Origin of the sequence: Brevundimonas sp. UBA6550, assembly GCF_002434505.1 — a bacterium.
GTDB lineage: Bacteria > Pseudomonadota > Alphaproteobacteria > Caulobacterales > Caulobacteraceae > Brevundimonas.
The window spans coordinates 100,562-120,309 of sequence record NZ_DJKE01000008.1 but is presented as its reverse complement, the minus strand read 5'-3'; the positions used below and the strand labels follow the sequence as shown (position 1 = coordinate 120,309).

26 protein-coding genes and 4 tRNA genes (1 of these 30 cut by a window edge) are annotated in these 19,748 nt (G+C 67.1%); 15 read left to right on the top strand and 15 right to left on the bottom strand.

The window, feature by feature from the left end; all coding sequences use genetic code 11:
- Positions 1-288: 288 nt before the first annotated feature.
- The 9 genes from B3Z70_RS08510 to B3Z70_RS08470 all read right to left on the bottom strand — a co-directional run bounded on the left by B3Z70_RS08510 (position 289) and on the right by B3Z70_RS08470 (position 5,164).
- Positions 289-364: transfer RNA gene (locus B3Z70_RS08510), tRNA-Phe, on the bottom strand.
- A gap of 27 nt (positions 365-391) precedes the next feature.
- Entirely contained in the window at positions 392-592 is a 201-nt protein-coding gene (locus B3Z70_RS08505) for a DNA gyrase inhibitor YacG (protein WP_292021897.1), read from the bottom strand.
- Positions 593-595: 3 nt separating this feature from the next.
- Positions 596-1,630 (bottom strand): ribonuclease E/G, encoded by a 1,035-nt coding sequence (locus B3Z70_RS08500; protein WP_292021895.1) that lies wholly within the window; start codon positions 1,628-1,630, stop codon positions 596-598.
- Positions 1,627-2,208 carry a Maf family protein gene (locus tag B3Z70_RS08495; protein WP_292021892.1) on the bottom strand — a complete coding sequence of 194 codons (582 nt, stop codon included), beginning with the start codon at positions 2,206-2,208 and terminating at the stop codon, positions 1,627-1,629. The genes B3Z70_RS08500 and B3Z70_RS08495 overlap by 4 nt, the downstream gene beginning before the upstream one ends.
- 18 nt (positions 2,209-2,226) lie before the next feature.
- Entirely contained in the window at positions 2,227-2,445 is a 219-nt protein-coding gene (gene infA, locus B3Z70_RS08490; protein WP_008261544.1) for a translation initiation factor IF-1, read from the bottom strand.
- A gap of 103 nt (positions 2,446-2,548) precedes the next feature.
- Positions 2,549-3,016, bottom strand: a complete 468-nt coding sequence (locus B3Z70_RS08485; RefSeq protein ID WP_292021890.1) for a UPF0262 family protein — start codon at positions 3,014-3,016, stop codon at positions 2,549-2,551.
- Positions 3,013-3,513, bottom strand: coding sequence for a DUF2948 family protein (locus tag B3Z70_RS08480; protein ID WP_292021887.1), 501 nt, complete (start codon positions 3,511-3,513; stop codon positions 3,013-3,015). The genes B3Z70_RS08485 and B3Z70_RS08480 overlap by 4 nt, the downstream gene beginning before the upstream one ends.
- A complete protein-coding gene (gene murA, locus B3Z70_RS08475) occupies positions 3,503-4,792 on the bottom strand; it encodes a UDP-N-acetylglucosamine 1-carboxyvinyltransferase (RefSeq protein ID WP_292021885.1) in 1,290 nt (429 codons plus the stop codon). Before murA ends, B3Z70_RS08480 begins: the two co-directional genes overlap by 11 nt.
- Before the next feature lie 102 nt (positions 4,793-4,894).
- On the bottom strand, positions 4,895-5,164 hold the full coding sequence (locus B3Z70_RS08470) for a hypothetical protein (RefSeq protein WP_292045358.1): 270 nt from the start codon (positions 5,162-5,164) through the stop codon (positions 4,895-4,897).
- 81 nt (positions 5,165-5,245) lie between these two features.
- Between B3Z70_RS08470 and B3Z70_RS08465 the strand changes: the two genes are divergently transcribed.
- A tRNA-Thr gene (locus tag B3Z70_RS08465) sits at positions 5,246-5,320 on the top strand.
- 68 nt (positions 5,321-5,388) lie between these two features.
- On the opposite strand, the gene B3Z70_RS08460 is transcribed toward B3Z70_RS08465, so the two are convergent.
- The 4 genes from B3Z70_RS08460 to lipB all read right to left on the bottom strand — a co-directional run bounded on the left by B3Z70_RS08460 (position 5,389) and on the right by lipB (position 8,927).
- Positions 5,389-5,979, bottom strand: coding sequence for a hypothetical protein (locus B3Z70_RS08460; RefSeq protein WP_292021882.1), 591 nt, complete (start codon positions 5,977-5,979; stop codon positions 5,389-5,391).
- Between the two features lie 48 nt (positions 5,980-6,027).
- Positions 6,028-6,522 carry a peptide-methionine (R)-S-oxide reductase MsrB gene (gene msrB, locus B3Z70_RS08455; protein WP_292021880.1) on the bottom strand — a complete coding sequence of 165 codons (495 nt, stop codon included), beginning with the start codon at positions 6,520-6,522 and terminating at the stop codon, positions 6,028-6,030.
- Positions 6,523-6,596: 74 nt separating this feature from the next.
- The gene (locus B3Z70_RS08450) at positions 6,597-8,081 is read right to left on the bottom strand and encodes a hypothetical protein (RefSeq protein ID WP_292021878.1); all 1,485 of its coding nucleotides are present in this window, start codon (positions 8,079-8,081) and stop codon (positions 6,597-6,599) included.
- 129 nt (positions 8,082-8,210) lie between these two features.
- Positions 8,211-8,927 carry a lipoyl(octanoyl) transferase LipB gene (gene lipB / locus B3Z70_RS08445; protein ID WP_292021876.1) on the bottom strand — a complete coding sequence of 239 codons (717 nt, stop codon included), beginning with the start codon at positions 8,925-8,927 and terminating at the stop codon, positions 8,211-8,213.
- Between the two features lie 9 nt (positions 8,928-8,936).
- Here lipB and B3Z70_RS08440 point away from each other — a divergent pair, with 9 nt between their 5' ends.
- The 7 genes from B3Z70_RS08440 (at position 8,937) to B3Z70_RS08410 (ending at position 14,287) form a co-directional block, all read left to right on the top strand.
- Positions 8,937-9,245 (top strand): FliM/FliN family flagellar motor switch protein, encoded by a 309-nt coding sequence (locus B3Z70_RS08440; protein WP_292021874.1) that lies wholly within the window; start codon positions 8,937-8,939, stop codon positions 9,243-9,245.
- Between the two features lie 81 nt (positions 9,246-9,326).
- A tRNA-Leu gene (locus tag B3Z70_RS08435) sits at positions 9,327-9,411 on the top strand.
- A gap of 65 nt (positions 9,412-9,476) precedes the next feature.
- Positions 9,477-10,895, top strand: coding sequence for a magnesium transporter (gene mgtE, locus B3Z70_RS08430; RefSeq protein ID WP_292021871.1), 1,419 nt, complete (start codon positions 9,477-9,479; stop codon positions 10,893-10,895).
- A gap of 81 nt (positions 10,896-10,976) precedes the next feature.
- A complete protein-coding gene (locus tag B3Z70_RS08425) occupies positions 10,977-12,116 on the top strand; it encodes a lysozyme (protein ID WP_409410600.1) in 1,140 nt (379 codons plus the stop codon).
- A 43-nt stretch (positions 12,117-12,159) separates the two neighbouring features.
- Positions 12,160-13,329, top strand: coding sequence for an isovaleryl-CoA dehydrogenase (locus B3Z70_RS08420; protein ID WP_292021935.1), 1,170 nt, complete (start codon positions 12,160-12,162; stop codon positions 13,327-13,329).
- Between the two features lie 29 nt (positions 13,330-13,358).
- A complete protein-coding gene (locus B3Z70_RS08415) occupies positions 13,359-13,547 on the top strand; it encodes a DUF3008 family protein (protein WP_292021868.1) in 189 nt (62 codons plus the stop codon).
- A gap of 101 nt (positions 13,548-13,648) precedes the next feature.
- Entirely contained in the window at positions 13,649-14,287 is a 639-nt protein-coding gene (locus B3Z70_RS08410) for an exopolysaccharide biosynthesis protein (RefSeq protein ID WP_292021867.1), read from the top strand.
- 254 nt (positions 14,288-14,541) lie between these two features.
- Here B3Z70_RS08410 and flaF read toward each other — a convergent pair whose 3' ends face one another.
- Entirely contained in the window at positions 14,542-14,904 is a 363-nt protein-coding gene (gene flaF, locus B3Z70_RS08405) for a flagellar biosynthesis regulator FlaF (protein WP_292021864.1), read from the bottom strand.
- Positions 14,864-15,286 (bottom strand): flagellar biosynthesis repressor FlbT, encoded by a 423-nt coding sequence (flbT, locus tag B3Z70_RS08400; protein WP_292021862.1) that lies wholly within the window; start codon positions 15,284-15,286, stop codon positions 14,864-14,866. The genes flaF and flbT overlap by 41 nt, the downstream gene beginning before the upstream one ends.
- A 146-nt stretch (positions 15,287-15,432) precedes the next feature.
- On the opposite strand from flbT, the gene B3Z70_RS08395 reads away from it, so the two are divergent.
- The 7 genes from B3Z70_RS08395 to B3Z70_RS08365 form a co-directional block, all read left to right on the top strand.
- Positions 15,433-15,876 (top strand): hypothetical protein, encoded by a 444-nt coding sequence (locus tag B3Z70_RS08395; RefSeq protein ID WP_292021860.1) that lies wholly within the window; start codon positions 15,433-15,435, stop codon positions 15,874-15,876.
- Positions 15,877-15,893: 17 nt separating this feature from the next.
- Positions 15,894-16,088, top strand: coding sequence for a hypothetical protein (locus B3Z70_RS08390; protein WP_292021858.1), 195 nt, complete (start codon positions 15,894-15,896; stop codon positions 16,086-16,088).
- 61 nt (positions 16,089-16,149) lie between these two features.
- On the top strand, positions 16,150-17,010 hold the full coding sequence (locus B3Z70_RS08385; protein WP_292021856.1) for an AAA family ATPase: 861 nt from the start codon (positions 16,150-16,152) through the stop codon (positions 17,008-17,010).
- Positions 17,011-17,082: 72 nt separating this feature from the next.
- Positions 17,083-17,886, top strand: a complete 804-nt coding sequence (locus B3Z70_RS08380) for a methyltransferase type 11 (protein WP_292045356.1) — start codon at positions 17,083-17,085, stop codon at positions 17,884-17,886.
- 116 nt (positions 17,887-18,002) lie between these two features.
- Positions 18,003-18,644: a YfbR-like 5'-deoxynucleotidase gene (locus B3Z70_RS08375; RefSeq protein WP_409410601.1), complete on the top strand. Its 642-nt coding sequence runs from the start codon at positions 18,003-18,005 to the stop codon at positions 18,642-18,644.
- A gap of 4 nt (positions 18,645-18,648) precedes the next feature.
- Positions 18,649-19,581, top strand: coding sequence for an NUDIX hydrolase (locus B3Z70_RS08370; protein WP_292022540.1), 933 nt, complete (start codon positions 18,649-18,651; stop codon positions 19,579-19,581).
- Between the two features lie 87 nt (positions 19,582-19,668).
- A tRNA-Ser gene (locus B3Z70_RS08365) sits at positions 19,669-19,748 on the top strand; it runs 112 nt beyond the window's last position.

The following is a 19,748-nucleotide window of genomic DNA, read 5'->3' as shown; positions in this document are numbered from 1 at the left end:
TTACCGGAGCGTCAAGGGACAAGGACGGCTTTTAACTCCCCCAGGGGACGGGAGAAAAGTTTCGCCCGCGCCTCGCATTGAAGCGTTGCCGCGCGACATTTTGATGAAGGCGGCGCGTCAGTTGGAGCAAGCTTGTTCCAAACAGCGATCCATCGGCGGTTTCATGCCCGAATTGCAAAGATCGCGACGGATCGTCCCTGCCGACGTCGAACCGACCTTCCAAGCGTGAGCGCAAAAGGATGCTCATGACAGCCTGGGAATGGATGACGATTTCGGGAAATAAAAGAGTGGTGCCTGGAGGCGGGTTCGAACCACCGACACGCGGATTTTCAATCCGCTGCTCTACCAGCTGAGCTATCCAGGCGCCGACGCGGCGTCGCGAGAGGCGGGTCTATAGGGGAGGCTTTTGCGCCTGTCCAGCGCCCAATCCATCGTTTTCGTCATCATCTTCGGCGCCTTCGTCCAGGGCGGCGGGAATGGCGTAGGCGCCGGTGAACCAGCGCTGCAGATCCACCTCGGAACACCGGCGCGAGCAGAAGGGCTTGTATTTGGGATCAGCGTCGGCCTTGCGGCAGATGGGGCAGATCGACATCGGTCAGGTCTCTTCTATATGGCCGCGTCCGGCGGCGACGGCGGCGTCCGGCCGAACTGCGGCGCGCGGCCCCAGACGTTCGACTAATGGGGCGAGAACGGCCGCCTCCTCCGGCGTGCAACGTGCGACGATGCGGGGCGCAGCCGTATCGGCCAACAGATGTCGCCTCAACCTGCGGACCAAAGCCTGGGCGCGGGTCTGGAGCGAAGGTCGGCCATCGACGTCCAGCAGCACGTCCTCCAGCGGCGTGTGACGCCAGGGCAAGGATAGCTCCAGCAGGCCGAACCGGCTGACGGGGCCGAACACCGCCTGCGCTTCATGGCCGAAGGCGGCGCGAACCGCCTCGGATTGCGCCGCCGCGTCCCGTCCGTCCCCGACCAGATCGACGACCACGAGGCCGCCCCAACGGCGCAGACCGATCAGACGCGCCGCCTGGTTCAATCCCTCGCGATTCGCCGCCGCCCTGCCCTGTTTCGGATCGCGGCCGGGCGTGGGCGCATGGTCGATGTCGATGGCGATCAGGGCGCGAGTGCGCTCCAGCGACAGATCGAGGCCATGCGCGGGAAAGAGATGGGTTCGCGCAAGCGCCTCCTCCTCGGCTTCCATAACCGCGTCGATCGCCGCGATCCCAACGACTGATTCCTCGCCGGGCGCGAGCGCGCGCAACTGGTCGGCGACGCTTGGCGCTTTCTGGATCAGGCGCGGCGCGCCCTCCCCCGACCCCAGGCGGCGAACGACGGCGCCCTTGCCGAATCGCGGCTCCGCCGAGACGACGACTTCGAGCCTCTGCCCCTGGGTCAGCCGATCATTGCGATTGAAGGGCAGGAAAGCGCGCGCACCGGCGCCCAGATCGACAAAGGCGCCGCGCAGCCCGGGATTGACCTCGACCACCCGCCCGATCGAACGGGCGCCCAGCTGCATCTGCGCCACGTCGCTCTCGCGCTGAATAAGAAGATGGGTGAACCGGCCGTTTCGCAGGATCGCGCCGCGCGTCTCGCCCGGGGTTTCGTCGAGGAAGACCTCGACCGGCCCGCTCACGGCCGCCAACCGACGCCGTGCAGCAGTTGAACCGCCTCATACAAAGGAAGGCCCATCACCGAAGGATGGCTGCCGACGATTCGCTGGACGAAGGCGCCGGCCGGTCCCTGGATGCCATAGGCCCCGGCCTTGCCGCGCCAGTCGCCGGTGGCGACATAGGTCGCGATCTCGTGGTCGGACAGCGGCTTGAAGGCGACGCGGGTTTCGCTGACGCGCGCCGACAGTTTCCCGTCCCGCACCACGGCGACCCCGGTGAAGACGCGGTGATTGCGCCCGGACAGAAGTTTCAGAAACCGAGTCGCTTCCGCCTCGTCAGCCGCCTTTTCCAGAAAGCGGCGACCGACCGCCACCACCGTATCGGCGGCGATGACCACCGCCTCGGGCCGACGCGCCGCGACGACCCGCGCCTTGGACGTGGCGAGACGCTCGGCCAGACGCGGCGGGGTTTCGCCCTTCAGCGGCGTCTCGTCGATATCGGCGGGGTCGATATGGTCGGGTGTGATGCCGACCTGCGCCAGCAGTTCGATGCGACGCGGGCTGGACGACGCCAGCACAAGTTCAGGACGGGCCCCAGACACGGAAATGCCGGCCTGCCCTTACTTGAAGCGGTAGGTGATGCGACCCTTGGTCAGATCGTAGGGGGTCATTTCGACCAGCACCTTGTCGCCGGCCAGCACGCGGATGCGGTTCTTGCGCATCTTGCCGGCGGTGTGGGCGATGATCTCGTGGTCGTTCTCAAGCGTCACGCGGAAGGTGGCGTTCGGCAGCAGTTCGCTGACGGTGCCGGGAAACTCGAGCAGTTCTTCCTTAGCCATGCGGCCTCTCACGCCCGTTGAATATGCGTTCGACCCCACGCCGGGCGGGCGCGAGGGGCGGAATGGAGGGGCCTAATGCCCGAAAACGCAGAGATAGTCGAGGTCAGCCGCGACGGTAGAGGGCGCACAGCAGCGTAAACAGCCGTCGCGCGGTCTCGTGATCGACCACGATCTTGCCGTCCAGCCGCGACTTCAGCTGTTCGGCGCCTTCGTTGTGCAGACCGCGCCGGCCCATGTCGACCGACTCGATCTGGCTGGGGGACGATCCGCGCAACGCCTCGTAATAGCTGTCGCAGATCAGCAGATAGTCCTTCAGCACGCCCTTCAGCGGCGTCAGGCTGATGGCGTAGGTGCGGGTGAAATCCTCGCCGTCGATGTCGAACACCAGACGATTGTCCTGGAGCGACAGCTTCAGCCGATACGGCCCGCCGGGCGCACCCTGCGGTTCGAAGCTGTTCTTCTCCACCAGATCGAAGATGGCGACGCGCCGCTCATGCTCGATCTCGGCCGTCGCGGCCGGCAGGGTCGCGGCGTCCAGTTCGACGGAGGCCAGCCTGTGCGGACCGCTCATGCCGCATTCCCCTTGTCCAGTGCCAGGGCATCCAGTTCGGGGCCGTCCAGATGGGTCGGCGCGATCCGCGCGGGCCAGCGCTCGGAGATGTCCGTCACCACGGCGTCCAGACATTCCACGTCGATCCGCAGGTCGCCGCCCCCGGCGAACATCAGGATGACGCGGCCGCCAGGCGCCTCGGTCGGCAGGAAGTCCAGCGCCAGCAACTCCAGCGAGGCGTCGGGGCTGCGCGACAGACGACGGCTCTTGACCGCCAGCACGTCCCCGAACTGCATGGCGCACATCACCCGCGTACCCCCGCATTCCCAGCAGAAGCGGCTGAAGGCGATGGTCAGGGTGCGCGCCTGCTTTTCCCAAACGATATCGACGGGCCGCAGGATGGCGTCCTGCAGCGCGGCGGAAATGATCTGAAGATCGTCGGCGTCCTCCGCCAGCAGGCGCAGCGGCTCGACCGGCGTGCTGGGAACGGGCGGGACCGCGTCGATCTCAGTGCTCATCACCTGTTCCCTTTATGCGTCGGATGTCGGCGCCGCACGCGCCGAGCTTCTCCTCCAAACGCTCGAACCCGCGATCCAGATGATAGACGCGCCCCACCGTCGTCTCGCCCTCGGCGACCAGGCCCGCGATCACCAGGCACATCGAGGCCCGCAGATCGGTGGCCATGACCTGGGCGCCGTGCAGAACCTCGACGCCCGTCACCTGGGCCTCGCCGGCGTGGACCGAAATCTCGGCGCCCAGACGCGCCAGTTCCGGCACGTGCATGAAACGGTTCTCGAAGATGGTTTCACGCACCGTGCTGACGCCCTCGGCGGTCGTCATCAGGGCCATGAACTGCGCCTGCAGGTCGGTGGCGAAGCCGGGATAGATGGCGGTCTCCACGTCCACGGCCTTCAGCCGCCGCTTCGGATCGCGCTTGATCAGCACCCCGTCGGCGGTGGGCGACACCTCGACGCCCGCCTCGATCATCTTGTCGGTCAAAGACGAGATCAGTTCGGCGCGCGCCTTGGTCAGGCGCACCTCGCCGCCCGCCATGGCGGCGGCGACGGCGTAGGAGCCCATCTCGATCCGGTCGGGAATCACCGACCAGGTCGCGCCGTTCAGGGACGAGACGCCTGTGATGGTCAGGACGTCGGTGTCGATGCCCTCGATCCTGGCGCCCATCGCGGTCAGGCAGTGCGCCAGATCGCCGATTTCCGGCTCACGCGCCGCGCGACGCAGAACCGTGGTGCCCTGCGCCAGCACCGCCGCCAACAGGGCGTGTTCGGTCGCACCCACGGAGACGAACGGGAATTCGATCTCGGCGCCGCGCAGCCCCTTGGGCGCACGGGCGGTGACATAGCCCTCTTCCAGCTCGATCTCGGCGCCCAGGGCCGTCAGGGCCTGCAGGTGCAGGTCCACCGGACGCGCGCCGATGGTGCAGCCGCCCGGCAGCGAGACCTTGGCCTCGCCCGTGCGCGCCAAGAGCGGCCCCAGCACATTGAACGACGCCCGCATCTGGCGAACCAGATCATAGGGGGCGAAGGTCGAGGTCAGGTCCTTGGCGTGGAACAGGCTCTCCTGCCCGTCCGCCCCGTCCCGCTCGGTCACCTCCACGCCGAACTGGCGCAGCAGTTGCCCCAGGAACCGCGTGTCCGCCAGGCGCGGCATATTGGTCAGCAGCAGGGGCTGATCCGTCAGGATCGAGGCGGCCATCAGCTTGATGGCGGAGTTCTTGGCGCCGCTGACGGGAATATCCCCGAAAAGCTGGGCGCCGCCGTGAATGGCGATGCTGTCCATGTGGTCCTTAAGCGCGCCCGAAGGAAACGCTTCGGGGGGAGGGTTCTGTAGCAAGCCGACGGGCGCTTGCCAAAGGGCTGGGCGGCGACGCGCCGATGACTTTCAGTTGCTGTCCTTGGGCGCCGCGGGCGTCCGGGCAGGCGCCTTGCGGCGTCGCAGATTGGCGCGAAGGGCGGCGGCCAGGCGAATGGCCTTTTCGGCCTTGGCGCGCGCCGCTTCGGACGGGGCTGGTTCGGGTGCGGCGGCGGGCGGTTGCACGGCCTCGGCCTTGGCCGGCGACTCGACGCACGGGGGCGCGGGGGCGGCTGGCGGCGTAACGGCGTCGTGCGGAGAACGAGTCATGAGCCGCAGAATGCCGCGATCACGGGCCATGTCCAAACTTTCTTTCAGATCGTCAAAAAGCCGCTTCCCTCCCCGGAAGGGTTTGGCTATACGGCCGCTTCCTCAGTCGGGGCCGCCGTAGCTCAGTGGTAGAGCGCATCCTTGGTAAGGCTGAGGTCGTGGGTTCGATTCCCCCCGGCGGCACCATCTGAGACCTGAAAAGGCCCGGCTTTCGCCGGGCCTTTTTGCATTCAGAACCTGTCGGTTCGACCCTTTCAGTCGAAGGCGGACATCCGCCCCCGGTAAGGGTCGCGCGCGTCCGAATCGCGATCCTTGCTCCAGCTGAAGCCCATCGACAGCGACTTGCTGGTGGTGTCGCCGCCATAGCCGCGAGCGCGCACGCCATAGGGCGAATAGAAGCCGGGACCCGCCAATCCATAACGGCCCGGATAGCCATAGCCGTAACCCCAGGGCTCGTTGCGCCCCTCGCGATAGGCTAGATCCAGCCGTCCGTTCTCGCCGACCGGCATGGAGACCGCCGCGCCATAGGTGCGATATCCGCCGGTGCCGATGCCCGCTTCGACCATGCCATGCATCTGACGGTCGTCCTGCGGACCCGGCGCAGGCGCCTCCTCGAAACTGGCGCCTGGCGTGCGGTTCGAAATCCAGTTCTGGATCTGCTGTTCCGTGGTCATGCCGTGCGGCTGAGCGTCCTGGGCCGTCGGCGCCGAGACGGCGGCCTGGGGCGCGGCGTTCATGGCCTGGGCCAAGGTCGGGGCGTTGGTCGGGGCGGTAGCGACCACCCCGTCCGGGTCCGCGCCCGGCGCCATCACGGCCATGCCGGCCAAGAAACCTGCGATCAGCATTTCGCCTCTCCCTTCGACATCATCCTAGCACGGCGAATAAGGCGATGGTCAGGCGTTTCCGTCGCCGCGCTCCAACGGGTCCGGCAACGGCTCTCCCTCCGCGACGAACGACAGGGCCACGGAGTTGATGCAGTAGCGATTTCCGGTCGGCGGCGGGCCGTCGGGAAAGACATGGCCCTGGTGGCTGCCGCACCGGGCGCACTGGGTCTCGATGCGGATCATGCCGTAGCTGGTGTCGCGGACTTCGTGGACGTGGGTGGCGTCGACCGGCTCGGTGAAGCTGGGCCAGCCCGTGCCGCTCTCGAACTTGGTGCGGCTGCGGAACAGCGGCAGGCCGCACTCGCGACAGCAGAAGACGCCGGCCCGCTTCTCGCCCAGCAGCGTCCCGCAGAACGGCGCCTCGGTGCCGTGCGACAGCAGGACACGCTTTTCCTCCGGGTTCAGGTCCGCCTCCAGCCGGGCGCGTTCCTCGGCGTCGGGCGGCGTCAGATCATAGCCGGAGGGCGAGCGCAGGCTTTCGGTGTGTTGGGCGAAGTCGGTCATGGTCTGCAAATGGGAAGGGGCGGGCCGAGGTTCCACCCCTGCCCGCCCCTTGCGCCTCTCGGACTACCGCGAAGTTACTGGAACAGGGTTCCGACCCAGGCGCGCACGGCCGCTTCGTCGGTGGCGTCGCCGGTGTAGGCCAGGCCCTGCGCCGGGGTGAAGGGCGCGTCATTGCCGCGCTGGCGCGTCGTCCAGGCCTTGTGGCCATAGGTCAGCTCGGCATAGTTCGACGGCAGACGCAGCACGGTGGGCTCGATGAAGATCGAATCCTCGGCCGTGACCGATCCGGCCAGGCGCACGTTCGGCAGGCGCGTCAGCAGGTCCAGCGTGTCCAGGCAACCGCTGGTGCAGCCGCCGTCCACCAGAACCACGACAGGCCCGGCGACCGGGTTGGCGGCCCCCGTATCGGCCACGGACGGACGACCCGGCAGGGTGAAGGTGGGCTGATTGGCGGCCAGGGCCGAATCGAAGGCGGCGACGATGGCCTGGGTCTGTTCGATCACCGGGCCGGATTCGGCGACGAAGCGCGGATCGGCCTGCATCCGCGCCAGGGTGTCGACGAACCACTGACGGTTGGCCTGGGTGGCGCGATAGGTGATGGAGCCGGCCTCGGGCTGGCGGCTGACGGTGAACTCGGGCGTCCAGATGCGGTTGGCCAGGCCATAGCCGCGACCCGTGGCGTTCAGAGAGGCGCCGTTGGCGCCGCGCAGGTCGATGACCAGGCCCTGCGCCCCGCGAATGGCCGGAAGCTGCGCCTCGACAGCGGCGAAGAAGGCGTCCCAACCGGCGTCGTCCGCCAGGGTATGGACATTGATCCAGGGCCGACCGTTCACCGTCTCGATCGACAGCGGATTGGCGCCGGGCACATAGACGGTGGCGCGATAGGCGGCCTCCAGGCCGGCGGCGTCGGCGGGCTGGGGCTGCATCTGGAAGTCGCGGTCGCGACGGCCGACCTTGAAGGTGCACAGCGACGGCACGCCGCCGGTGAAGGGATTGTTGCGGTTCCACAGCAGATAGGGCGCGGTGCGAACGCGACCGGCCTCGGTGGTCAGGTCGCCTTCCCAGCGATCCAGCCGCTCTTCGGCCAGCTGGGCAACGGTCTTGTCGCCGCACTTGACCAGGGTCGCCCCGACCGGCGGCAGGTTGCGCACGCCCGGCTTGGCGTAGGAGACGACATATTCCCCGTTGCGCCAGGCCGTGGCCACGCCCGGCCAGCTGGTGGCGAAGAACGGCCCCAGACCTTCATAGGTCGGGCGGATGGCGATGTTCGAATCGCGGAAACCGTTGGCGTAGTAGCGCATCAGATAGGCATGGCTGTCGCCGCTGTTGACCTGACCCACCTTGGCTTTCGCCTGGGCCAGGCCCGCGTCGATCCAGCTGCGGAAGGCTTCGCTGGGCGCGCCGGGAATAACGGCTGCGGGATGGTTCGCAGCCAGGGCGTCGTGCGCGGCCTGAAGATCCTGCTGGGCCAGGGCGCGGAAGTCCTGGGCGACGGCCGCGCCGGCGGCGACGGTCAGCGACAGAACGGCGGCCGATGCGGCGGCGATCATGCGGTTCATGGGGTTTCCTGCGGTCTTCTCAAAGGTAAACGCTTGGCCAGCGTTAAACCCCATGCGTCCCGCGCTTGCCAAGCCCGCACGACCCGATTTCGCCGCATTGTCACATGCGACCCAGCGATGCAGCGCGGCTCAGACCGGCGCCTTCGCTGTCGTCACCGGCCCGAACAACGAGACGAAACTGCGCCGCAGCGCCGCGTCCGCCTCGTCCAGCGTGGCCAGGACGCCTAGATCGACCAGGCTGGTCACGCCATGCTCCTGAATGCCGCAAGGCACGATGCCGCCGAAATGATCCAGGTTCGGTTCGACGTTCAGACTGATGCCATGAAAGGTGACCCATTTGCGGACCTTAACGCCGATCGCCGCGATCTTGTCCTCGCGCGACCAGCCCGGCCCTTTACGCTCCACCCACACCCCGACCCGGCCCGGGCGGACGTCGGCCGCGACGCCGAAGTCGGACAGGGCGCCGATCAGCCAAAGCTCCAGTCCCCGCACGAAACAGCGCACGTCCCTGCCCCGCCGGTTCATGTCCAGCATGACATAGCAGACCCGCTGTCCCGGCCCGTGATAGGTGAACTGCCCCCCGCGCCCCGTGCGGTGGACGGGGAACCGACCGGCGTCCAGCAGGTCCTCGTCCTTGGCCGACACCCCGGCGGTATAAAGCGGCGGGTGTTCCAGCAGCCAGACCATCTCGGCCGCCTCGCCCGCCGCGATGGCGGCGACCCGCGCCTCCATGAAGGCTTCGGCGACGGCATAGTCGACATAGGCTTCGGATACCGCCCATTCGACGGGCCGGCCGTCGTCGAGACGCAGTTTCTGAAGGGACGGACTTAACGGCTCAGCAAGCATGAGGCTTCAATGTGGGTGCGAAGGCGTTTCCGCAAGGGACGGCCTTGCCGTGACCGAGAGCTTTTCGTGACCCAGATCAACGCCGTCGATGTCGAAATCTCAGTCGTGCTGGGGCGTTCGGTGCTGCCGATGTCCCAACTGCTGCGCATGGGACGCGGCGCGGTGATTCCCCTGGACGTGGCCGAGGGCGACGAGGTGTGGATCCTGGCCAACAACTATCCGGTGGCGCGCGGCGAGATCGAGATTCGGGACGACCGCATCGCCATCACCGTCACCCGTCAGGCCGACGTGTATGACTTCATGGCCGGATCGGCCTGATCTGCGGGCGTCCAGGACGCCGCTCAATTCGCCCCTTTCCTTTTTCAACGGCTTCGTCTATTCGCCGCCGCTCCGATGCGAGCGGTCGTGGCGGAATTGGTAGACGCGCAGCGTTGAGGTCGCTGTGGGGCAACCCGTGGAAGTTCGAGTCTTCTCGACCGCACCATCTGGCTAAACAGGGCGATTCATCGGCTAACTCCGGCTGGACACACTACCAAGGAAGGCGACAACGTGAGCACCACGGACAACGCCTTCGCGCCAGCCGAAGCGCCTGATACCGAAGACCACGCCGCCCTGGACGAGGACTATGTCCTCACCCCGGCCTTCGTCGAAAAAGTCGTGGACGCCGCCGACGACGGCGACGGGATGCGGCTGCGTTCGCTGCTGGAAGACCTGCACCCCGCCGACGTCGCCGACCTGATGGGCTTCCTGACGGCCGAGCATCGCGCGGTCGTGGTGCTGTGGCTGCCGCCGGAACTGCTGGCCGAGACCTTGCCGGAGCTGGACGACGGCATTCGCGAGGAGGTGCTGGAGCGCGTGCCGCACGGCACCCTGGCCGAGGCGCTGCAGGAACTGGACTCCGACGACGCCGCCGCCGTCGTGGAGGATCTGGAGGACGATCAGCGCGAGCGCGTCCTGGCCGCCATGCCCGAGGTCGACCGGGCCGCCATCGAAAGCAGCCTGGGCTACGCCGAGGAATCGGCCGGCCGCCTGATGCAGCGCGAGGTCATGGCCGCGCCCCAATTCTGGAGCGTGGGCGACACCATCGACCACATCCGCAAACAGGGCGACGACCTGCCCGAACTGTTCTTCGACATCTATGTGGTCGATCCGGTCAACCGGCCGGTCGGCGGCGTGGCCATCAGCGCCCTGCTGCGCGCGCCCCGCAGCGCGGCCCTGACCGATCTGATGGAATCGGTGAACGAGATCACCGTCGATCAGGACCAGGAAGAGGTCGCCTACATCTTCGAGAAATACCACCTGATCTCGGCGCCGGTCGTCGATGCGGGCGGGCGGCTGGTCGGTCAGATCACCGTCGATGACATCGTCAACATCATTCAGGAAGAGAACCGCGAGGACATCCTGCGCCTAGCCGGTGTGGCCGACGAGGATCGCGGCTCCTCGGTGCCAGAGATCGTGCGCGGTCGCGTGCCCTGGCTGGCCATCAACCTGGCCACGGCGGCGGCGGGCGCCAGCGTCATCGGCCTGTTCGAGGCCACTATCCAGCAGATCGTGGCCCTGGCCGTCCTGATGCCCATCGTCTCGGCCATCGGCGGCAATGCGGGCACCCAGGCCCTGACCGTGACCGTGCGGGCGCTGGCGACACGCGAGTTGAACTCTGCCAACGCCATGCGGACCTTCCTGCGCGAACTGGTCGTGGGCCTGGCCAACGGCCTGATCCTGGCGCCCCTGATCGGGGTCGCGGCCGGATTCTGGTTTAGGGACGAGGACTGGAAGATCGGCCTGGTCATCGGCGCGGCCATGATCCTGAACCTCTTGGTCGCCGCCATCATAGGGGTGCTGACGCCGCTGACCCTGTCCAAGCTGAAGTTCGACCCGGCCGTGTCGTCGGCCGTCTTCGTGACGGCGACCACCGACTTCTTCGGTTTCCTGATCTTCCTTGGTCTGGCCACACTGGTCCTGCTCTAGACCGGGCGCGATCCAGCGTCCGGCGCGGCCCTTGCTGAGGACGGTGCGAACGCCACGCGCCTGTCTTCAATTGGGTCAACTTTGTCCGACGTCCTAGCCAAACCGACCAGGGTCTCCCGAGAGGGGGTCCTTCTGATCAAGAGCTTCGAAGGGTTCCGCCCCCGGGCCGTGCGTCGCAGCGACGGCCGCTGGGTCATCGGCTACGGCCACACCCGATCCGCCAGGGACGGCGCCACGGTGTCGGAGGCCGAGGCCGAGCTTCTGATGCAGTATGACCTGCTGCCGGTCGTCAAGGCCGTGAGCGACCACGTGACGGCGCCGCTGAACCAGCACCAGTTCGACGCCTTGGCCAGTTTCGCCTTCTCCATCGGCGCCGAGCGCTTCGCGACCTCCGACGTGCTCGCCCAACTGAACGCCGGCGCATCGCGACAGGCCGCCGCCGCGATGAGCGCCTGGGCCGACGACGCCGCCGCCGAAAAACCCACGCGCCGCCGCTCGGCCGAACACGCCCTGTTCAACGCCGCGCCGGGCGCGGCCGTCACCCTGGCCGACCTGCTGGCCGCGCCCCTGCCGTCTCCTTTCGAGACAGGCCAGACCGCCCTGCCCCTGGTCGACGGCGCCCTGGAAGAAGCCGTCGCCCCCTTCCCCGCCGCCGAAGCCGGCGCCGTCCCGACGCCGCTGGCCGAGGCGACCTATGCCGCCAGGACCGTCGGCCCCATCGCCGACGTGGCGCCCCTGACAGGTCAGGCGGTCGAGACCGTGGCTGTCGTCGTCGCGAATGATGTGCATGAGCCGCTGGTTGGAAAGCCCGCCAAAACCGCCCCCTCGGATTTCGCAGCCGCCGAAGCCGCGAGCGTCGTCCTGACCGCGCCGGGTCTGACCGCCGCCGAAAGCGCCGCGCCGACACTTGCCGACCCCGCCCTGACCGCCCTCGATCCCGACTTCACGCCACCCGATCAGGCGCTGGGGGTTCGCGAGGTCGTGGCGCGCGCCAAGGCTTCGCGGCGCGCGGGTCTGGGTGAACTGGTCACCTTCTTCGCCATGGGCGCGCTGGGCATGGTGTCGCTGGGGGTCGCCGTCGCCGCCTTTCAACGTGCTTCGTCGACGCGCAGCGGCGACACGGCGACGGTGGCCTGGGTCCTGGCCCTGATCGCGGTCGCCTGTATCGGGGTGTCGGCCTACAACCTCTATCGCCGCTGGGGCCGTCCCGACCGCGACTGACGACGCTTGGCGAAGACCCGTGCGCGATGCTACCCCGTTGCGCATGAGCATTCCCTTCGCGCCCCAATCCATGGAATTCGGCCTTGGCGAAAACGCCGACGCCATTCGCGACACCACGGCCCGCTGGGCCGCCGATCGTCTGGCGCCGCTGGCGGCCGAGATCGACGAGAAGAACGAGTTCAAGCGCGAGCTGTGGCCCGAGATGGGCGATCTGGGCCTGCACGGCATCACCGTCGAGGAAGAGTTCGGCGGCCTGGGCCTGGGCTATCTGGAACACGTCGTGGCGATGGAAGAGGTAAGCCGCGCCTCCGCGTCCATCGGCCTGTCCTACGGCGCCCACTCCAACCTGTGCGTCAACCAGATCCGCCGCTGGGGCACGCCCGAGCAGAAGCAGAAATACCTGCCCAAACTGATCAGCGGCGAACACGTCGGCTCCCTGGCCATGTCGGAAGCCGGTTCGGGTTCGGACGTCATGTCGATGCGGACCCGCGCGGATCGCAAGGGCGATCGCTATGTCCTGAACGGGACCAAGTTCTGGATCACCAACGCTCCGCACGCCGACACCCTGGTCGTGTACGCCAAGACCGATCCCGACGCCGGATCAAAGGGTTGCACCGCCTTCCTGATCGAAAAGGGCATGAAGGGCTTCAGCGTCTCCAAGAAGCTGGACAAGATGGGGATGCGGGGCTCGGACACCGCCGAACTGGTGTTCGAAGACTGCGAAGTGCCGGAAGAAAACGTCATGGGTCCGCTGGGCGGCGGCGCGGGCGTGCTGATGAGCGGCCTGGACTATGAGCGGGCCGTGCTGTCCGCCGGACCGCTGGGCATCATGCAGGCCGCGCTGGACGTGGTTCTGCCCTATGTTCGCGACCGCAAGCAGTTCGGCAAGCCGATCGGCTCGTTCCAGCTGATGCAGGCCAAGGTCGCCGACATGTACGTCGCCCTGAACAGCGCCCGCGCCTATGTCTATGCCGTCGCCCGCGCCTGCGATCAGGGCAAGACGACCCGCTATGATGCGGCCGGCGCGATCCTGCTGGCGTCGGAGAACGCGGTGAAGGTGTCGCTGGAAGCCGTTCAGGCCTTGGGCGGCGCCGGCTACACCAAGGAATGGCCGGTCGAACGCCTGGTCCGCGACGCCAAGCTGTACGACATCGGCGCCGGCACCAACGAGATCCGTCGCTTCCTGATCGGGCGGGAACTGCTGGGCGGCTGACGGCTTGTCTCCGCCAGAGGAGACATCCGATGCCCGCAAAATCCGCAGCCCAGCAAAAGGCCGCCGGCGCCGCCCTGTCGGCCAAGCGCGGCGACACGCCCAAATCCAAGCTGAAGGGCGCGTCCAAGTCGATGGTCGACAGCATGACAGAGGGTCAGCTGGAAGACCTGGCGCACACCAAGCGCAAGGGAAAACCCGATCACGTAGCGGAAAAATAAGTCGCATTTCGTGATTATTCGACCGTGTCGCCATTCTGTAAGTGGCGGTGAAACCGTTGCGCGCCTAGATGGCTCGAACCTTCAGCCGAGCGCCCATCGCGATGCCCGCCCTACCGCCTGAAAACGACGACCTGCGGCGGTTTTCCGACGTCCTGGAGGAAATCGGCGAAAGTCCCGATCCCAAGCTGAGGCTGGAAGAGCTGGTCGCCGCCTTCGGCGAACGCGGCTTCGGGGCCATGATCCTGATTCTGTCGATGCTGGCCCTGCTGCCCTGGCCGCCAGGCGGCAAGGCGGTGTTCGCCGTGCCGATCATCCTGATGTCGCTGGAACTGGCGTTCCAGCGCGACGCCATCTGGCTGCCCCGCTGGGCGCTGAACGCTTCGATCAGCCGTCCGGCCTATCGCGCCGGCGTATCGCGGATCATGAAGATGGTCCGCTATGTCGAAAACCTGACCCGGCCGCGCATTCCGTTCCTGACGGGCGAGATCGCCGACACCGTCACGGGGCTGGTCTGCGTGGTGTTGGCGCTCATAATGGCCCTGCCCATTCCGTTCGGGGACGCCCTGCCCGGCATCGCCCTGGTCTTCTTCGCCCTGGGCATGATGCAGCGCGACGGCGTGGCCATCCTGCTAGGCGCGGTCGCGTCGGGCGCCTGCGGCCTCTATCTGTTCCTGATCTGGCGAACGGTGATCGAGGTCGCCCACCATGCGGCAAGCTGGATGGCGCGAATCTTTCACTGACCGGACAATGCAAAAGGGCCGCCGGATCGCTCCGACGGCCCTTCATTGCCTGATCGCAGAGGATCAGGCCGCAACGTCAGTCTGAAAGGATCAGACCAGGGCCTTCCCGAGGCCCAGGGTCGCGGCCGTCGCTCGCGATTGATGACAATGAGACACTGGATCACCTCCTTTCGACTGTTGAACAGGGAGGTCAAACGTAAGCCGTCTCAACGCCTTGCGCCAATAGACTTCGCGCTTTCGTGAAGTCGGCGACCTCAGGCGGCCTGTGCGCCGCCCGACAGGCCCTGCATGATCATGCGATTGATGTCGATCAGTTCCTGGAACGTCTCCTCGCCCCGCATCACCGCAGAGGAGTGACGATTGACGAACAGGCTAAGCGAGATGATCTGGGCTCGAACCGGATTGGCCAGGGCGTTGGCCGGATCGCTGCAGTCGCCGGCCAGGGTCGACCACAGACGCCTGTTCCAATCCAGCGCGTCGATGCGGCCGCCGATGTCCGAAGGATCGAGCGTGGAAGCGTGAACCAGCGCGCGCGTGACCTGACCGAACAAGCGGTACTCCAGGTCGCGCGGGCTCTCAGCCCTCGCCGTCGCCGCTGTGTAGGCCTGAAGCGACATTCAGCACTCTCTCTTCATACTCGACAATCTTACGCGCCGACATCAGGGCCTTGTAGTATTCGCGCGCCAGCACGTGACGCGAGGCCGAAACGCATTCCGCCAGGATGTCCGGGTTCTGCGTCGCGCCCATGAATTCGGTGATCCGAAGCGCCAGTTCGTCGTAGAATTTGGCCGCCCCGCTCTCGTCCAGATACATCATCATGATGGGGAAGTAGATGCGGCGTGCGGGGGTCGTGACGTCCTCGGCCTGCATGATGTCCTTCTCCCGCAGGACGCTGGCGCGGTTCTGCAGGATCAGCACGCCGCGACGGTCGCCGTTCTGGACCACGGCGCCGTTCAGGACGAATTTCTCGCCGGGTTTCAGCGACAGCTTCAGGGCCATTGAGGACCGAACTCCAGGCAGCGTCCCCAAGGACAGGCTTGATGCGCGCCACCCTAGCCCGCCATCGGTTAACCATCCCTTGTGCGAAGCCTCTGCGGGAACACGTATCGCCGACGCGGCGTTTGCCTGTGACACAGGAGGCGACCATGCCGGACAACGATTATCAGGACGATCAGGAACAGTCGGAGACCTTCGACGAAACCCATCTGGACGACGAGGGCGACGGCGATTTCCTGCTGGACGAAGCCGATCAGGTTCTGGACGTCACCCAGGCCGAAGGCGACGCCGACGACGAGGATTTCGACCCCGACGCCGAGATCGACCTCGACGACCAGCTGGCCCTGGACGGCATCGAACGCGAGGCCGACGCCCTGCTCGGCGTTGACGGGGAAAACCGCAGTCAGCTGGACGCCGACGGAGAGCCGACGTCCGCCCCCGAAGAGGTTGAGCTGGTCTATTCCGGCCTGATGGAAAATGAACGCGGCGCCCAGGCCAGCGCCGCCCATTGGGAAGCCAAACGCCTGTCCGACGACGACATCTCCGACCTGGGCTACGGCCCGGACGGCGATCAGGACAGCCCCGCCCGATAACCCGAGAGGATAACGTCATGGATCACGAAAAAGCCCGTAACGACGCCCATTCCGACGCCCCCCACGCCAAACGTGCGGACGGCCAGGTCGAGAAGCCCGATCAACTGGACAAGATCGACAAGTCCGAGAGCCGCCAGGAAGCCCTGGTCGACGAGGGTCTGGAAGAGACCTTCCCCGCCAGCGATCCCGTTTCGGCCAAACGCATCACCTGATCGCTGTTCACGTCGATGGCGATACGCTACCCACTTCGTGGAAACACGGAGTGGGTTTTTCATGAGCCGTTTCGAAGGCACCGACCGCTATATCGCGACCGACGACCTGAAGGTGGCGGTCAACGCCGCCGTGGCGCTGGAGCGTCCCCTTCTGATCAAGGGCGAGCCGGGAACGGGCAAGACGGTGCTGGCCTATGAGATCGCCAAGGCCTTCGACGCCCCGCTGATCACCTGGCACGTCAAGTCCACGACCAAGGCCCACAACGGCCTGTACGAATACGACGCCGTCAGCCGCCTGCGCGACAGCCAGCTGGGTGAAGAGCGTGTCCACGACGTCCGCAACTATCTGAAGAAGGGCAAGCTGTGGGAAGCCTTCACCGCCCCGGTCCGACCCGTCCTGCTGATCGACGAGATCGACAAGGCCGACATCGAGTTCCCGAACGACCTGCTTCAGGAACTGGACCGGATGGAGTTCTACGTCCAGGAAACAGACGAGACGATCCACGCCGAGGTTCGGCCCATCGTCATCATCACATCGAACAATGAAAAGGAGCTGCCCGACGCCTTCCTGCGCCGCTGCTTCTTCCACTTCATCCGCTTCCCGGACGCCGAGACCCTGTCGGCCATCGTCGATGTCCACTTCCCCGGCATCAAGCCGCGCCTGGTCTCCGAGGCGCTGAAAACCTTCTACGAGATCCGCGACACGCCGGGCCTGAAGAAGAAGCCGTCCACCTCCGAACTGCTGGACTGGCTGAAGCTGCTGCTGGTCGAGGACATCGACGCCGAAACCCTGCGCGAAAAGACGCCCAATCGCCTGATCCCGCCGCTGCACGGCGCGCTTCTGAAGAACGAGCAGGACGTGCATCTGTTCGAACGGCTGGCCTTCCTGAACCGCCGCGAAGGCGCGCGTCCCGGCGGCTGAACCCGCCTTACCGCGATTTCACTGGAACGCCCGACCACGGCGCGCAGAATAGGGGCCAAGAGAGGTTCGACCATGCGTCATGTCCTGATTTGCCTTGCCCTCGCGACCGGCCTGTCCGCCTGCGACGGCGAGAACTCGGTGCGGATCACCACCACCCAGTCCAGCGACGATCAGGAGACCGGCGTTCTGAAGGTGATCGACACCCTGCAATGCCCGGACAATCTGGGCGTCCTGACCCGCAAAGGCCTGGCGGCGGCGGGCGGCGCCAACTGCGTCTATGGCGGGCCAAAGGGATCGGACGTCGTCCTGCATCTGGTCCGGTTGGACGGGCGCCCGGTCGATGACGTTCTGCGCGATTTCGAGGACCGCGTCAGCGCCGAACTGCCGACGACCTCCGCCCGACTGGCCCCCTCGCCCGCCGCCGAGGCGGCGCCGGCCGCCGCCGCGAACGGTGAAGAGACCGCCTCGGTCCAGGCGCCAGGCGTCAACATCCAGACCCGGGGCGAGGACGCCTCGGTGCGCCTGCCCGGCCTGCGGATCGAAACCCAGGGCGACAACGCCAGCGTCCGCATCGGCGGCATCAACATACAGTCCAAGGACGGCCAGAACGCCCGCACCGAGACCTCGACGGTCAGCGTGGATTCCAACGACAAGTCGACACGGGTGCGAACCCGTGCGCCCGGCGCGGCGACGCGCATGACTTATATCCTGTCCGACGACCTGCCCGCCGACGCCGGCTGGCGCCGTGTGGGCTTCGAGGCGCGCGGCCCCGCCGGCGGGCCCATCGTCATCGCCGTGGTCCGCTCCAAGGACCGTCGCGACGGCGGGGTGTTCGACGACGCCCGCGATCTGGTCGCGCTGAACGTCGGCCGCTGAGGCCGCCCGAAAGCCTCATTGCGGCGCGGGATAGTTGGCCGGATCGACGGGCGACGCTTGATCCCGGCGCGTCTTTGCGCCACCTGACCGTCCCGTAAGCGATCAGGACACGTCCCTTGGCCGAGCGCCCCCCCAAGAAGAACGCCCCCCGCGCCTGGCAGCGTATGTTGTCGGGGCGCCGCCTGGACCTGCTGGACCCCTCGCCCTTCGATATCGAGATCGAGGACATCGCCCACGGCCTAGCCCGCGTCGCGCGCTGGAACGGCCAGACCATCGGCGAACACGCCTTTTCGGTCGCCCAGCACAGCGTCGTGGTCGAGGAGATCGCGGCCCACATCAAGCCGGGCCTGGACCCGAAATGGCGTCTGGCCGCCTTGCTGCACGACGCCTCCGAATATGTGATCGGCGACATGATCTCGCCGTTCAAGGCCGCGCTGGGCTCGGGCTACAAGGATTTCGAGGCCAAGCTGGAGGCCGCCATCCACCTGCGCTACGGCCTGCCGCCCAAGACGCCGCAGACCATCAAGACCCTGATCAAAAAGGCCGACAAGGCCTGCGCCTTCTTCGAAGCGACTCAGTTGGCCGGCTTCACCGAAAAGGAATCCCTGGGCTTCTTCGGCAGCCCGCCGGCCGGCTACAGCCTGGTGATCGAACCCCAGCCGGCGCCGGTCGCCCAGGCCCGCTATCTGGAGCGTTATCGCGTCCTGGCCGGGGCGGTCGGCCTGATCCCCGCCGACGACGCCTGGCACACGGAATAGGACCATGACCCAGGGGGCGGAAGACGGCGTTCGCATCGGTCTGTCGGCGGTCGTCATGACGCTCCAGACCCGGAAGGCCGTCGTCCTGACCACCCCGGCCGAGGACGGCGCCCGCGCCCTGCCCTTCGGACCCTTCGACCCGGCGCGCGACCGCACGTTCGAGCGGGCCTTGCGCGACTTCGTGACCGCCCAGACCGGCTTTCGCCTGGGCTTCGTCGAACAGCTCTACACCTTCGGCGACGCCGGCCGCGCGTCGCCCCGCGCCACGCCGGGACCGGGCCGCCGTCGCGAGGTCTCTGTCGGCTATCTGGCCCTGACGCCGGACGCCGCCGAAGGCCAGGTCCACGACGCGCGCTGGGACGCCGTCTTCGACTATTTCCCATGGGAAGACCGCCGCCTGCCGGCGGCCCCCGATCTCGGCGAGCGTTTGATCGCCTGGGCCGATGGCGACGAGGCGCGCCTGACCCGCGCGCGCAGCCTGTTCGCCCTGACGCCCGATCACCGCTGGAACGAGGAGCGGGTGCTGGAACGCTACGAACTGCTCTACGAGGCGCGCCTGGCGTCCGAGGCCTGGCGCGACGCGGGCCGGCCCGCCCCCTTCCCCCTGCCCGGTCGCCCCATGGCGTCCGACCACCGCCGCATCCTGGCCACCGCGCTCGGCCGCCTGCGCAGCAAGCTGAAATATCGCCCGGTCCTGTTCGACCTGACGCCGGGTCTGTTCACCCTGTCGCAGCTTCAGGCCGGCGCAGAGGCCGTCTCGGGCCTTGGCCTGCACAAGCAGAACTTTCGCCGCGGGGTCGAACGCACGGGCCTGGTCGAACCCACCGGGCAGATGTCCTCCGCGACCGGCGGCCGCCCCGCCGAACTGTTTCGATTCAAGGGCGTGGACGACCAGACCGGCGCCGCGCCCGGCCTGTCCCTGCCGGCCCAAAGATAGCGTCGGATTTCTTTCACAGACCGCTTGCGAACCGCAGCGGCTCCGATTAGAGAAGCCCCTCGCTCGACCAAGCGATATCGGCGCCGCGGAGAGGTGGCAGAGTGGTCGAATGTACCGCACTCGAAATGCGGCGTGCCTGGAAGGGTACCGTGGGTTCGAATCCCACC